Source organism: Yokenella regensburgei, from assembly GCF_003634235.1.
Lineage (GTDB): Bacteria > Pseudomonadota > Gammaproteobacteria > Enterobacterales > Enterobacteriaceae > Yokenella > Yokenella regensburgei.
On the sequence record NZ_RBIZ01000003.1, the window covers coordinates 1,755,896 to 1,770,568 of the forward strand.

13 protein-coding genes are annotated in these 14,673 nt (G+C 54.9%); 2 read left to right on the forward strand and 11 right to left on the reverse strand.

Features of this window, described 5'->3' with window-relative positions:
- Positions 1–51: 51 nt before the first annotated feature.
- From fabF to yceD, 8 genes are all read right to left on the reverse strand, one after another.
- Positions 52–1,293, reverse strand: a complete 1,242-nt coding sequence (fabF, locus tag C7387_RS08640) for a beta-ketoacyl-ACP synthase II (RefSeq protein WP_038258233.1) — start codon at positions 1,291–1,293, stop codon at positions 52–54.
- A gap of 91 nt (positions 1,294–1,384) precedes the next feature.
- Positions 1,385–1,621 carry an acyl carrier protein gene (acpP, locus tag C7387_RS08645; RefSeq protein WP_000103754.1) on the reverse strand — a complete coding sequence of 79 codons (237 nt, stop codon included), beginning with the start codon at positions 1,619–1,621 and terminating at the stop codon, positions 1,385–1,387.
- Positions 1,622–1,831: 210 nt separating this feature from the next.
- The gene (gene fabG, locus C7387_RS08650; protein WP_006819485.1) at positions 1,832–2,566 is read right to left on the reverse strand and encodes a 3-oxoacyl-ACP reductase FabG; all 735 of its coding nucleotides are present in this window, start codon (positions 2,564–2,566) and stop codon (positions 1,832–1,834) included.
- Positions 2,567–2,577: 11 nt separating this feature from the next.
- A complete protein-coding gene (gene fabD / locus C7387_RS08655; RefSeq protein WP_006819484.1) occupies positions 2,578–3,507 on the reverse strand; it encodes an ACP S-malonyltransferase in 930 nt (309 codons plus the stop codon).
- Between the two features lie 16 nt (positions 3,508–3,523).
- On the reverse strand, positions 3,524–4,477 hold the full coding sequence (locus C7387_RS08660) for a beta-ketoacyl-ACP synthase III (RefSeq protein WP_006819483.1): 954 nt from the start codon (positions 4,475–4,477) through the stop codon (positions 3,524–3,526).
- 6 nt (positions 4,478–4,483) lie between these two features.
- Positions 4,484–5,518, reverse strand: a complete 1,035-nt coding sequence (plsX, locus tag C7387_RS08665; RefSeq protein WP_202632185.1) for a phosphate acyltransferase PlsX — start codon at positions 5,516–5,518, stop codon at positions 4,484–4,486.
- Between the two features lie 79 nt (positions 5,519–5,597).
- Entirely contained in the window at positions 5,598–5,771 is a 174-nt protein-coding gene (gene rpmF / locus C7387_RS08670) for a 50S ribosomal protein L32 (protein ID WP_006819481.1), read from the reverse strand.
- A gap of 18 nt (positions 5,772–5,789) precedes the next feature.
- Positions 5,790–6,311, reverse strand: a complete 522-nt coding sequence (gene yceD, locus C7387_RS08675) for a 23S rRNA accumulation protein YceD (protein ID WP_006819480.1) — start codon at positions 6,309–6,311, stop codon at positions 5,790–5,792.
- Positions 6,312–6,451: 140 nt separating this feature from the next.
- On the opposite strand from yceD, the gene C7387_RS08680 reads away from it, so the two are divergent.
- Complete coding sequence (locus C7387_RS08680) at positions 6,452–7,033, forward strand: Maf family protein (RefSeq protein WP_038258248.1); 582 nt, start codon at positions 6,452–6,454, stop codon at positions 7,031–7,033.
- A 60-nt stretch (positions 7,034–7,093) separates the two neighbouring features.
- On the opposite strand, the gene rluC is transcribed toward C7387_RS08680, so the two are convergent.
- On the reverse strand, positions 7,094–8,047 hold the full coding sequence (rluC, locus tag C7387_RS08685) for a 23S rRNA pseudouridine(955/2504/2580) synthase RluC (RefSeq protein ID WP_006819478.1): 954 nt from the start codon (positions 8,045–8,047) through the stop codon (positions 7,094–7,096).
- Between the two features lie 572 nt (positions 8,048–8,619).
- On the opposite strand from rluC, the gene rne reads away from it, so the two are divergent.
- The gene (gene rne, locus C7387_RS08695) at positions 8,620–11,829 is read left to right on the forward strand and encodes a ribonuclease E (protein ID WP_120816517.1); all 3,210 of its coding nucleotides are present in this window, start codon (positions 8,620–8,622) and stop codon (positions 11,827–11,829) included.
- 194 nt (positions 11,830–12,023) lie between these two features.
- Here rne and flgL read toward each other — a convergent pair whose 3' ends face one another.
- Together flgL and flgK are read right to left on the reverse strand one after the other, a co-directional pair.
- Positions 12,024–12,974: a flagellar hook-associated protein FlgL gene (gene flgL, locus C7387_RS08700; protein WP_040903470.1), complete on the reverse strand. Its 951-nt coding sequence runs from the start codon at positions 12,972–12,974 to the stop codon at positions 12,024–12,026.
- Positions 12,975–12,988: 14 nt separating this feature from the next.
- On the reverse strand, positions 12,989–14,638 hold the full coding sequence (gene flgK, locus C7387_RS08705) for a flagellar hook-associated protein FlgK (RefSeq protein WP_006819473.1): 1,650 nt from the start codon (positions 14,636–14,638) through the stop codon (positions 12,989–12,991).
- Between the last annotated feature and the right edge of the window lie 35 nt (positions 14,639–14,673).

Consider the following 14,673-nt stretch of genomic DNA (forward strand, 5'->3'; position numbering starts at 1 on the left):
CCTAAAGAAAAAGGCCTGCAGAGCAGGCCTTTTTGCATTTCGGACGTCGACTCAGATCTTTTTGAAGATCAGGGAGCCGTTAGTACCGCCAAAGCCGAAGGAGTTACACAGGGTGTACTCCATACCGCTCACCTGACGCGCTTCGTGCGGAACGAAATCCAGGTCACAACCTTCATCCGGGTTATCCAGGTTGATGGTTGGCGGAACGGCCTGGTCACGCAGCGCAAGGATAGAGTAGATAGACTCTACTGCACCCGCAGCACCCAGCAGGTGGCCGGTCATGGATTTGGTGGAGCTGACCATCACACGGCTCGCGTATTCACCAAAGATAGACTTCACGGCCTGCGCTTCGGCTTTATCGCCTGCGTTGGTAGAAGTACCGTGGGCGTTGACGTAGCCAATCTGGCTTACGGCAATACCGGCATCGCGAATGGCGTTAGCCATCGCCAGCGCTGCACCCGCACCGTCTTCCGGCGGTGACGTCATATGGTAAGCATCGCTGCTCATACCAAAGCCGACAACTTCAGCATAAATTTTGGCACCGCGTTTTTTCGCGTGCTCGTACTCTTCCAGTACGATCATGCCCGCACCGTCACCCAGCACGAAACCATCACGGTCTTTATCCCACGGGCGGCTTGCGGCCTGCGGGTTGTCGTTACGGGTAGAGAGCGCACGCGCTGCACCGAAACCGCCGACACCCAGTGGGGTACTGGCTTTTTCCGCACCGCCCGCGACCATAGCATCCGCATCGCCGTACGCGATGATACGCGCGGCATGGCCGATGTTATGCACGCCAGAAGTACAGGCAGTCGCGATCGAAATGCTTGGGCCACGGAGGCCGAACATGATGGTCAGGTGACCTGCCACCATGTTAACAATCGTGGACGGAACGAAGAACGGGCTGATCTTACGCGGGCCGCCATTCATCAGAGATGTATGGTTTTCCTCGATCAGGCCAAGGCCGCCAATCCCGGAGCCGATAGCAGCGCCAATACGGGTTGCGTTCTCTTCCGTAATTTCAAGTCCAGAATCCTGCATGGCCTGAATGCCAGCGACAATTCCATATTGAATGAAGGCATCCATCTTGCGCTGTTCTTTGCGCGAAATGAACTCTTCACAGTTAAAATCCTTTACTAAGCCAGCAAATTTCGTTGCATAGGCGCTAGTATCGAAATGGTCGATTAGGCTGATGCCGCTCTGACCGGCAAGGAGAGCTTTCCAGGTGGACTCTACGGTATTGCCGACAGGAGACAACATGCCAAGTCCGGTCACAACTACACGACGCTTAGACACGTTTGTCCTCCAGGGAGGGATTGATAATGAGATTCGTGGGACTAAAAAAGATAAAACTCAGGCGGTCGAATGACCGCCTGGAGATGTTCACTTACGCCTGGTGGCCGTTGATGTAATCAATGGCAGCCTGAACGGTGGTGATTTTCTCAGCTTCTTCGTCCGGAATCTCAGTATCAAACTCTTCTTCCAGAGCCATTACCAGCTCAACGGTGTCAAGAGAATCAGCGCCCAGGTCTTCAACGAAGGAAGCATTGTTGGTAACTTCTTCCTGCTTAACGCCCAGCTGCTCGCCGATAATTTTCTTAACGCGTTCTTCGATAGTGCTCATACTCTTAAATTTCCTATCAAAACTCGCTTTCGCGATGGTTTTCGTAGTGTATAAAATGTTGAAAAATTTGCAACTAAATCCCGGCAGGTCTTACCACGATTTTACGCTATTTTGCGGGTGTTTGCCCTAATAACGCAAATTATTTTGCACGATTTCGTCCTGAGAACCGCACGAGATGCGCGGTTCCTGAGCGTTTTGTGCAAATCGCGATCAAACCATGTACATCCCGCCGTTGACGTGCAGAGTCTCACCAGAGATGTAACCCGCTTCGTCAGAAGCTAAGAATGCAACCGCGCTGGCGATTTCTTTTGCGTCGCCGAGGCGACCCGCAGGAACTTGCGCCAGAATACCCGCACGCTGCTCGTCAGAGAGCGCACGCGTCATGTCCGTTTCAATAAAGCCCGGAGCAACAACGTTCACCGTAATACCGCGGGACGCAACTTCACGCGCCAGCGACTTACTGAAACCGATAAGGCCCGCTTTTGCCGCAGCATAGTTGGCCTGACCAGCATTTCCCATGGTACCAACCACGGAACCAATAGTGATAATACGACCGTGACGCTTTTTCATCATAGCGCGCATTACCGCTTTTGACAGACGGAAAACAGATGACAGGTTGGTTTCGAGAATGTCGTTCCACTCGTCATCTTTCATTCGCATTAACAGGTTATCACGAGTAATCCCGGCATTATTGACCAGAATGTCGACTTCGCCAAACTCTGCACGAATATTTTCCAGCACAGATTCGATAGATGCAGGATCGGTCACATTCAGCATCAGACCTTTACCGTTAGCACCCAGGTATTCGCTGATGGCTTTCGCGCCGCTTTCACTGGTGGCAGTACCGATGACTTTCGCGCCACGAGCGACGAGAGTTTCAGCGATTGCACGGCCAATACCGCGACTTGCACCGGTAACCAGCGCGATTTTTCCTTCAAAACTCATGATATCCTCTTTTAACTCTCAAGCGCCGCGGTCATCGCCGCCGGCTCATTAATAGCCGACGCCGTCAGGGTGTCAACAATACGTTTTGTCAGACCGGTGAGAACTTTACCTGGTCCAACTTCGTACAGGTGTTCAACACCCTGCGCCGCCATGAATTCCACGCTCTTCGTCCACTGGACCGGGCTATACAGCTGGCGGACCAGGGCGTCACGAATGGCGTCAGCAGACGTTTCACACTTCACGTCAACGTTGTTGACTACCGCGATTTGCGGCGCATTAAAGGTCAGTTTCTGCAACTCAACGGCCAGTTTCTCTGCGGCAGGTTTCATCAGCGCACAGTGAGACGGTACGCTGACCGGCAGCGGCAGCGCACGCTTAGCGCCCGCGGCTTTACAGGCAGCGCCTGCACGTTCAACGGCTTCTTTATGACCCGCGATAACCACCTGGCCCGGCGAGTTGAAGTTGACCGGTGAAACCACCTGCCCTTCAGCCGCTTCTTCACAGGCTTTCGCAATAGAAGCATCATCAAGACCGATGATGGCGGACATGCCGCCGGTGCCTTCCGGAACCGCTTCCTGCATGAACTTACCGCGCAGCTCAACGAGGCGCACGGCATCAGCAAAATCAATAACGCCTGCACATACCAGAGCAGAATATTCGCCCAGGCTATGGCCAGCCATCATCGCCGGTGCTTTACCGCCCTGCTGTACCCATACACGGTACAGCGCGACGGATGCCGTCAGCAGCGCAGGCTGGGTCTGCCAGGTTTTGTTCAGTTCTTCCGCCGGACCCTGCTGAGACAGCGCCCACAGATCGTAACCTAAAGCAGCAGAAGCTTCAGCAAAAGTCTCTTCGATCACCGGGAAGTTAGCTGCCATTTCAGACAACATCCCAACGCTTTGAGAACCTTGTCCAGGAAAGACAAAAGCAAATTGCGTCATGTTATTAGTCCTTATACTAGAAACGAACCAGCGCAGAGCCCCAGGTAAATCCGCCACCGAAGGCCTCAAGCAGAATCAGCTGGCCACGTTTGATACGGCCATCGCGTACCGCTTCGTCCAGCGCACACGGCACGGACGCCGCCGAGGTGTTGCCATGACGGTCAAGCGTCACCACGACGTTGTCCATCGACATCCCCAGCTTTTTCGCGGTTGCGCTGATAATGCGCAGGTTAGCCTGATGCGGTACCAGCCAGTCCAGTTCAGAACGGTCCATATTGTTCGCCGCCAGCGTCTCATCAACGATGTGCGCAAGCTCGGTGACCGCCACTTTAAAGACTTCGTTACCCGCCATGGTCAGGAAAATTGGGTTCTCCGGCTGCACGCGGTCAGCGTTTGGCAGCGTCAACAGCTCACCATAACGACCGTCAGCATGGAGGTGGGTAGAGATAATACCCGGCTCTTCAGATGCACTGAGAACGACAGCGCCCGCGCCGTCGCCAAAAATAATGATGGTGCCACGGTCTTCCGGGTTGCAGGTGCGTGCCAGCACGTCGGAACCGATAACCAGCGCTTTTTTCACCGCGCCGGATTTCACATACAGATCGGCAACGCTCAGCGCATAGGTAAACCCGGCGCAGGCAGCTGCAACGTCAAATGCCGGGCAGCCTTTAATCTCGAGCATGCTCTGGATCTGGCAGGCGGCGCTCGGGAAGGAGTGCGTGGAAGACGTAGTGGCGACGACGATAAGACCGATCTCTTCTTTATCAATGCCCGCCATTTCCAGCGCGCGCTTCGCCGCTTCGAAACCCATGGTTGCCACGGTTTCTTCAGGACCCGCGATACGACGTTCACGGATACCTGTGCGTGAGACAATCCACTCGTCAGAAGTATCTACCATCTTTTCTAAATCGGCGTTGGTACGCACCTGTGCTGGCAGGAAACTGCCGGTACCTATAATCTTCGTATGCATGTACGCTCAGTCTTTTTTTGGTAATACAGATTCCAGGCAAGCCGAGATCCGCTGAGGAACCTCCCGCTGTACCGCCTGCACTGCCTGTTCTATGGCGACGCTAAATGCGCGCTGGTTTGCAGCACCATGACTCTTAATCACCGTGCCGCGCAATCCTAACAGACAGGCGCCATTATACTGGTCGGGGTTGAGGTGACTGAATCGCCTTGCCAGGCTCTTTTGTAACCAACGCTTCAACAAAATCAGCCACCACGACCTTTTTTTGCCATCTCCCTGCGATTTCAGCAGCGAAAGGAACATGCGAACAACGCCTTCCATGGTCTTCAAGGTGACGTTGCCCGTGAAACCATCGCAAACCAGTACGTCAGTTTTTCCCGTTAACAACTCGTTGGCTTCAAGATATCCAATATAGTTGATAGATGGCACGGTTTTAAGCATTGCTGAAGCATCACGAATATTTTCGTGGCCCTTGCTCTCTTCTTCACCGATATTCAGTAGCGCCACGCGGGGGTTGTCAATGCCGACCACTTCTTTCGCCAGCACGGAACCCATCACGGCAAACTGCACCAGCATGGTACTGTCGCAATCAACGTTGGCGCCGAGATCGAGCACCACCGTTTTCCCCTTCTGCTGATGCGGAAGAACCGTCACCAGCGCCGGGCGCTCAATGCCTTCAATCGGTTTAAGTAGTAATTTCGCGAGCCCCATCAGCGCACCGGTATTTCCGGCGCTGACGCACGCCTGAGCGCGCCCTTCTTTCACCAGCTCAAGCGCCACACGCATTGAGCTGCCCCGACTCTGGCGAATCGCCTGCGCCGGACGAGCATCACTGGCAATAACTGACTGTGCAGGGATAATCTGCAGACGTGAACGTTGTTCGAAGTCAGCTTTGGCGAGTAATGGCGTGATTGTGTCGGGATCGCCGACAAGAAGAAGTGAGAGTTGCGAATTAAAACCCAGTGCCTGCAAAGCTGCAGGCACCGTCACGGAAGGGCCAAAATCGCCTCCCATGACATCTAACGCTATGGTCAGACGTGTCAAGGTATCGTCACTGCCCGGTTTGGTATATCCCCGCTTGCACGGGGAAATCCTCACTAAGCCTCATCACGCGTGAGCGTGATTACTTAGTGATAACCTTGCGACCACGGTAGAAACCGTCAGCGGTCATGTGGTGACGCAGGTGAGTTTCACCAGAAGTCTTGTCTACAGACAGGCTGGTAACTGCGGTCAGAGCGTCATGGGAACGACGCATGCCACGTTTGGAACGGGTTGGTTTGTTTTGTTGTACGGCCATGGACCTTACTCCTCGATATTACTTACGCTTTAAGCTGGCTAATACGGCAAATGGATTTGGCTTTTGCGCTTCTTCAGGCAATTCACCAAAGACCATGTCCGCCTCGGACACTTCACAGTGTTCAGAATCATGCACCGGAACTACAGGTAAGGCGAGAATGACTTCATCCTCGACCAGTGCCTGCAGGTCGATTTCACCGAATTCGTTAACCTCAATCGGTTCATACGCTTCCGGGAGTGCTTCAGCCTGTTCGTCGGAACGGACCGGACTGAAACAATATGTTGTGTGAACATGAAATGGGAACGGTTTCCCGCAGCGTTGACACTCGAGCGTGACCGACACCTTTGCATCACCGGTTAAAACCGCGAGGCGCTGGTTGTCGATGGCGAACGACATCGAACATTCCACATCAGTGTCCACACTGACTACAGACTCGGCGATACGCTCCACCTGATCAGCAGCATAAATGCCCTGGTAATCGAGGCGTTTTTGAGCCGTACGGACCGGATCAAGAGTCAGGGGTAATTTTACCTTTTGCATAGGGCGCGCATATTAACTTTGTAACGTCGTATAGTCAAAGAAAAAGGCACCCGAAGACGCCTTTTGCCATTTATTCGCACACATTGCGGCCTGTAGTTTAAAATGCTGTCATCCGTTGCGCCAGAGCTTAAAGAAAAAATATGCCAAAGATTATTCTTGCTTCAACCTCACCCTATCGTCGACTGCTGCTGGAAAAGCTCGGTATCGACTTCGAATGCGCCGCGCCAGAGGTAGATGAAACGCCGCTGGCGGATGAATCTCCGCGCCACCTGGTACAGCGCCTGGCGCAGGCAAAAGCCCAGGCGCTGGCATCGCGCTTCCCCGAGCATTTGATTATTGGCTCGGATCAGGTGTGCGTTCTCGACGGCGAAATCACCGGTAAACCGCATACCGAAGAGCATGCGCGCCTGCAGTTAAAGAAAGCCAGCGGTTCCGTGGTCTCTTTTTATACCGGGCTTGCATTATATAACTCAGCCACCGGTCATTTGCAGACGGAATGCGAACCCTTCGATGTCCATTTTCGCCATCTGAATGAGAAAGAGATCCGCAATTACATCCGCATAGAAAGCCCGCTCAACTGCGCAGGCAGTTTTAAAAGTGAAGGGCTGGGGATTACGCTCTTTGAGCGTCTTGAAGGCCGGGACCCGAACACCCTGGTTGGCCTGCCGTTGATTGCGCTGTGTCAGATGCTACGGCGTGAAAAGGTGGATCCGCTGGGGTGATGTGATTTTCCCTCTCCTTGTGAGAGAGGGACGGATGAGGGCATCAACCGCCCTCACCTTTTACTTCTGGCTGCGCAGCACCTGCAGGCAGTGTTTCAGTCCGTCATCCATCGGTGCTTCAATACGCAGCGTTTCGCCGGTACCCGGATGCGTGAACTTCAGCGCTGCCGCGTGCAGGAACAGGCGATTTAACCCGGTTGACGCCAGCTGCTTATCGAACTCACGATCGCCATAGCGATCGTCAAAGGCAATGGGATGCCCGGCATGCAGCGTGTGCACACGGATCTGGTGCGTACGTCCGGTGACCGGGCTACAACGTACCAGCGTCGCAAACGCAAAGCGCTCTTCCACTTTGAAGCGCGTCTCCGACGGTTTCCCTTCCTGGCTCACGCGAACAATACGTTCACCGCTTTGCAAAATGTTTTTCAGAAGCGGTGCCTGCACCACTTTGGTATGCGAAGACCACTGACCGCGCACCAGCGCCAGGTAATCTTTCTGCATTCCCTTCTCGCGCAGCTGCTCATGCAGCGAACGCAGGGCCGAGCGTTTTTTCGCCACGAGCAGCACGCCGGAGGTGTCGCGATCGAGACGATGCACCAGCTCAAGGAAGCGCGCTTCCGGGCGCAGCGCCCGCAGGCCTTCAATCACCCCGAAGCTCAGACCGCTACCGCCGTGAACCGCAGTACCGGATGGTTTATTCAGCACCAGAATGTGGTCATCCTCATAAAGGATAACGTCGCTCAGCGCCGCGACTTTCTGCAGATGCGGTGACACCGCCTCTTCGTCACGTTCCGCTACGCGTACCGGCGGAATACGGATTTCATCGCCGGCTTCCAGTTTGTATTCTGGTTTAATGCGTTTTTTGTTAACCCGCACTTCCCCTTTACGCAGGATGCGGTAAATCATACTTTTCGGCACGCCTTTCAGCTGGGTGCGCAAAAAGTTATCGATACGTTGCCCGGCTTCATCAGCGGCAATCGTGACATGTCTTACAGATGGCGTCTCAGTTTTCATGGTCGGCGATTCTAAATAGCAAGGCGCATTCGCGCCACTCATTTTTCTGTGCTTATATATATTACTAACTGGTTACAACGAGCGCTTCTGACAGCAGATTGTTTGTTATTAGAACAATCCTGCCAAAGAAGTGAAAAAACTGTGAGTAACCGGGTAGCAAATGGTGAAAGTCATCTTGCTATAACAAGGTTAGCAATGGAATAATGATGCGGTTTTCCGTGTTGAATCTTGTTAAAACAAGCAAAGTAACGGAATGACCCATTTTGTCTGACCGATCGACCACGCGGCAATGGCGTAAGACGTATTGATCTTTCAGACAGTTAGCGGGCTGCGGGTTGCAGTCCTTACCGGTAGACGGAATCTTCTCTGGTGATAATTTCCCAGACAGTTCCCCAGTTAATTGCACTGTTTTTCCGTTTGAAATACAGGCAGCCGACACTCTGCGCCTCTTAAGCGTACGACAACCGTGAGGTTGGCGACGTCAATAGTCACGAGGCCATCGGTACATCCCCGGAAAGGCATTACTCTGCCCGCAGCTTAGTCGTCAATGCAAGAATAATGAGTAAGTTACGATGAAAAGAATGTTAATCAACGCAACTCAGCAGGAAGAGTTGCGTGTCGCCCTTGTTGATGGGCAGCGCCTGTACGACCTGGACATTGAAAGTCCTGGCCACGAACAGAAAAAAGCGAACATCTACAAAGGCAAAATCACCCGTATTGAACCGAGTCTGGAAGCGGCATTTGTTGATTACGGCGCTGAACGTCACGGTTTCCTCCCCCTCAAAGAAATTGCCCGCGAGTACTTCCCTGCTAGTTATAACTCCCATGGCCGTCCCAACATCAAAGATGTTCTGCGTGAAGGTCAGGAAGTTATCGTTCAGATTGATAAAGAAGAGCGCGGTAATAAAGGCGCGGCATTAACCACCTTTATCAGCCTTGCGGGGAGTTATCTGGTACTGATGCCAAACAACCCGCGTGCGGGTGGTATCTCTCGCCGTATCGAAGGTGATGACCGTACTGAACTGAAAGAAGCGCTGGCAAGCCTCGAGCTGCCGGATGGCATGGGTCTGATTGTCCGTACCGCAGGCGTTGGCAAATCTGCCGAAGCGCTGCAGTGGGACTTAAGTTTCCGCCTGAAGCACTGGGAAGCCATTAAGAAAGCCGCAGAAAGCCGTCCGGCACCGTTCCTTATCCATCAGGAAAGTAACGTTATCGTTCGCGCCTTCCGTGACTACCTGCGCCAGGACATCGGTGAAATCCTGATTGATAATCCGAAAGTGCTTGAGCTGGCTCGCCAGCACATCGCGGCGCTCGGTCGTCCGGATTTCAGCAGCAAAATCAAACTGTACACCGGTGAAATCCCGCTGTTCAGCCACTACCAAATCGAATCGCAGATCGAATCCGCTTTCCAGCGTGAAGTCCGTCTGCCGTCCGGTGGTTCTATTGTTATCGACTCCACCGAGGCGCTGACCGCCATCGATATCAACTCCGCCCGCGCGACTCGCGGCGGCGACATCGAAGAAACGGCGTTTAACACCAACCTCGAAGCGGCCGATGAAATCGCCCGCCAGCTGCGTCTGCGTGACCTCGGCGGCCTTATCGTTATCGACTTCATCGACATGACCCCGGTACGCCATCAGCGTGCAGTGGAAAACCGTCTGCGTGAAGCGGTGCGCCAGGACCGTGCGCGTATCCAGATTAGCCATATCTCCCGCTTCGGTCTGCTGGAGATGTCCCGTCAGCGTCTGAGCCCGTCGCTTGGCGAGTCCAGCCATCACGTCTGCCCGCGCTGCTCCGGTACTGGTACCGTACGTGATAACGAATCATTGTCGCTCTCTATTCTGCGTCTGATTGAAGAAGAAGCGCTGAAAGAGAACACCAAAGAAGTTCACGCCATTGTGCCGGTGCCGATTGCCTCTTACCTGCTGAACGAAAAACGTGCAGCGGTTAGCGAAATCGAATCCCGTCAGGGCGGCGTTCGCTGCATCATCGTGCCGAACGATCAGATGGAAACGCCGCACTACTCGGTGCTGCGCGTGCGTAAGGGTGAAGAAACCACCACCCTGAGCTACCTGCTGCCGAAACTGCACGAAGAAGAGATGGCGCTACCGGCTGACGAAGAGCCTGCTGAGCGTAAGCGTCCGGAACAACCGGCGCTGGCCACCTTCACCATGCCGGACGTACCGCCTGCACCAGAAGCCGAGGCGGCACCGAAAGCCCCTGCTGCTGCGGCAAAAGCGGCTCCTGCCGTGGCAACCCCGGCGGCACCTGGTCTGGTGAGCCGCTTCTTCGGCGCGCTGAAAAACCTGTTTGCTGGCAGCGAGCCGGCGAAAGAAGTTGAACAGGCTCCGGCGAAGAAAGAAGAGAAGCAGGAACGTCAACAGGATCGTCGTAAACCGCGTCAGAACAACCGCCGCGACCGCAACGATCGCCGTGACCGCAATGAAAACCGCGATAACCGCGACCGTGACAACCGTGATAATCGCGACAACCGTAGCGAGAACGCGGAAGGTCGTGAAGAGAACCGTCGTAACCGCCGCGATAAGCAGCAGAACGGCGAACCGCGCGAACAGCGTCAGCCGCTGGCGCAGGAAGACGGTGAAAAAGCGAAAGGTCGTGACGATCAGCAGCAGTCACGCCGCGAGCGTAACCGTCGCCGTAACGACGACAAGCGTCAGGCACAGCAGGAAGTCAAAGCGCTGAACCGCGAAGAACAACCGGCTCAGGAAACCGAGCAGGAAGAAAGCGTTCAGCAGACCATGCCGCGTCGTAAGCCGCGTCAGCTGACCCAGAAAGTGCGCTACGAGTCTGCAGAAGAGACCCGTACAGAGTCTGCACCGGTAGAAGCGCAGGCTGAAACCGAAGCACCGGCTCGCGCTCCGCGTACCGAACTCGCGAAGCTCGATCTGCCAGCCGTCGTGGAAGCACCGACCGAGCAGGATGACAACGCAGAAGCCCGTGATGCTGCCGGTATGCCGCGCCGCTCACGCCGCTCTCCGCGCCACCTGCGCGTCAGCGGTCAGCGCCGTCGTCGTTATCGTGATGAGCGTTACCCGCTGCAGTCTCCGATGCCGCTGACCGTAGCGTGCATGTCTCCGGAAATGGCCTCTGGTAAAGTCTGGATCCGCTACCCGGTTGCGCGCCCGCAGGATCAGGTTGCTGAAGAGCAGCGTGAAGCTGAGATGACGCAGCAGGTTGCACCAGTGGTCGTTGAAGAACAACCTCAGGCACCGGCTGTCGTTGAAACTGCCCCGGTTGTTGCAGCAGAAGTGGTTGCTGAAGCGGTGAAAGACGTTGAAGTCGCTGAACCGCAGACCGCCACCGAAGCCCCTCAGGCACCGGTGGTAGAGACCAGCCATCCTGAAGTCATTGCCACTGCCGTAAGCGAGCAGCCGCATTTCATCGCTGAGCAGGATGAAGTGGTTGCAGAAGAAGTTGCCGAGGAAGTAGAACCGGCTGCTGAAGTGGAAATGGCCGTCCAGCCTGTTGTCGCCCCTGTTACAGCGCCGGAAGCGGTTGCCGTTCAGGAGACCGTGGTTGTCGCAGCGCCGGTAGAAGCCGCGAAACCGGTGGAAATCAAAGCACCGGCTGCAAGCGATGATAATCATCATGCCACTGCACCGATGACTCGCGCTCCGGCACCGGACTACGTACCAGAAGCCGCGCGTCACAGCGACTGGGTTCGCCCGGCCTTCGCTTTCGACGGTAAAGGTGCTGCCGGTGGTCATAGCGCCACTCAGCAGGCAAGCGCTGCCCCAACCCGCCCTCAGCCGGTTGAGTAAGCCAGTCTCTCTGCGGGCGGTATCTCACCGCCCCTGAGTAAAGATAAAAGGGCCCATGTTTAACATGGGCCCTTTTTTATTGTGCGGTGCAAAGACGGTTAGCAGGATCGCAGATAAAAAAAGGCCCGCCCCGGGGTGAATGGGGCGGGCAGAGAAAGCGGCCCAGTTTCCAGACCAGCTTTAAAAACGAGAGCTTATCGGTTCAGCTGGAACAGGGACATTCCCTGCATATCGCTGAAAGTCTTGTAGGATGCCTGCAAAGCAGCCTGCTGCATCACGTAGTTAGAGATAGTGGCGTTCCAGTCAACGTCGACTAAATCGCTCATCTGCGCGGTCTGGCTCAGCGTACGGTCAGCCCCCAGCGCATCCAGTTGCGTCAGCTCGTTCATCTGCGTGCCAAGTTCGGCACGAACGCTCAGAACGTTGTTCAGAGAGTTACGCAGGCCACGGTTGGTTTTCTCAATTGCCGCCAGCGCAACTTCACCTTTAGCATCATCACCTTCAACCGGTGTTTTCAGTGCGGCAATCGCCGTATCGAGCATTTTGAACACGTTGGTCTCAGACGGGCTACCGTCTGGCTCAGGTACGGCATTGCTGGTCAGGGCATCAAAAATCTTGTTACCGGTATGGCCGATGACCATGGTACGAGAGTAATCCACCTGCTGTTCGATGTTGTTGGTGCCACCAACATAGTTACCGTTAGCATCAAACGGTGGCTTGTCCGTGTTATAACCGCCAAACATGTAACGACCGTTGCCGTCCTGACCGTTAGCCAGGTTTAACAACTGATCGCGGATCCCCTGCAGGTCAGTTGCCATGGAGGCGCGGTCATCATCACTCAGCGTCCCTTTTGCGGCACTGATGATTTTCTCCTGGGCGGAGGTGATGGCAGAACCGACCTGGTTAAGCACGCTGTCCTCGAGCGAAACGCGCTGGTTGGCAAACTGACGCGCGGTGCTGAACTGCGCGTTTTGCGCCTGCGCCTGTGACAAAACCACCGCCTGGGAGGCTGCGATCGGGTCATCAGACGGACGGTTAACACGTTTACCGGTAGACATCTGCTCACCGTAACCAAGCCAGGTTGACTGGGAATCGGTGATACCACGCATATTCTGTTGGTACATCATTAAAGTACTGACACGCATGACTTTATGTCTCCTTAGCGAATATTAATTAACGCATCAAACAGCGTGTTTGCCGTTTGCAGTACCTGCGCATTCGCCAGGTAATACTGCTGGAAAAGCTGCAGCTTGCCGTACTCTTCATCGAGGCTCACCCCGGAGATAGTCTGCTGTTCACGGGTCAGCTGGGTCACCACATTGCCCTGCGTCGTGCTGCTGACTTTAAGCGTGGCGGTGGTGTTACCGACATCGCTCACCAGCGAGGCGTAGGCATCGTTAAACGACTTTGAGCCACCTACCAGCTTCTTGTTCTGCAGATCGAGCAGCGCCTGACCGTTACGGTTGTCGCTCTCGCCGCTGGTCGGGTCGTTTTTACCCATTGCCAGCTGTGAAGCATCGGTTATCTTCATGCCCATGTTGACGATGGCGTCGCTCACAGGTTTAACGGTGAAGCTGTTGTTTTCAGTCGCGGCGGTACCACCGACGCTTACTTTCAGGCCATCAAAGCTCAGCGTGTTGGTCGCCGGGTCGAAGTTACCGTTTACCGTGGTGTCATCGGCCGTGCGCGTAACGAGCCACTGACCGCCTTTGTATTCCACTTTGTAATCAGTCGCCTGAACTTTGCTGCTGTCGGTCATATCAACCGTCATCGTCGCGCCAGCGCTGTTTTTGCTGTTGCCTACGACGGAAGGCTTACCGAAGGAGAACACCTCTTTGCCCGGATCGCCGTTGGCATCCAGACCCTGAGTATGCTGCTGGTTGAACGAGTCGGCAAAAACCATCGCCAGCTGGTTCAGGTTATTACGTGCTTTATCCAGATCCTCAGTGCGGAAGGTCAACAGACCACCGAGTGAACCACTGGTCAGCAGTTTTTCCGGAATCTCAACGTTTCCGGCAACATCATCAACATAAGCAACCGTGGTACGGGATGGATCCGCGCTGCTCGGTACGGCGGCCAGCTGACGGGCAGACGTTCCCTGCACCAGGTTATAGCCGTTCGCCATGGTGATGTTGTAAGTGCCGCCGTCCTGCACGTTCACTTCAACGCCCACCAGCTGGTTCAGCTGAGTCACCAGCTGATCGCGCTGATCGAGCAGATCGTTCGGTGACGCCCCTGCGCCAACGCCGGTCATGCGGGCAATCTTGTCGTTCAGGCTGGCAATCTGTTTGGCATAGTTGTTGATCTGATCAACGCTTGAGGCAATAGACTGGTTAACCTGCTTGTCCTGGTCACGCAGATACTGATCGGTCACCTTAAACTGGTTTACCAGTCCGTTGGCTTTACCCAGCACCGCCTGACGCGCTGCCGGATCTTCGGCGTTGCTCACCAGCGTCTGCATACTTTTGAAAAAATCCTGCAGCGTGGCGGAGAGCGAGTTGGTGGTATCGGAGAGCACGTTGTCGATTTTCGACATCTGCTGGTAGCGCGTGGTCAGGCCGCTGCCCTGGTTTTGTGCGGCGCGCAGCTGGTTGGTGATGAACGCGTCATATTCGCGCTGAACGCCAGTCACGTTCACCCCGTTTCCGGTCCAGCCACCGGCGCCCAGCGAGCTGTTCGCAGCCGCAAGAATTGTTGTCTGACGGGTGTAGCCGGCGACGTTGTAGCTGGAGATGTTATTACTGACGGTGTTCAGCGCTGCCTGAGCGGCGCTGAGTCCGCTCATTGCGCTGTTAAACAAACTGGACATGGCTGTTCCTTATCTCTTCTTTTATAGCGTTGTTA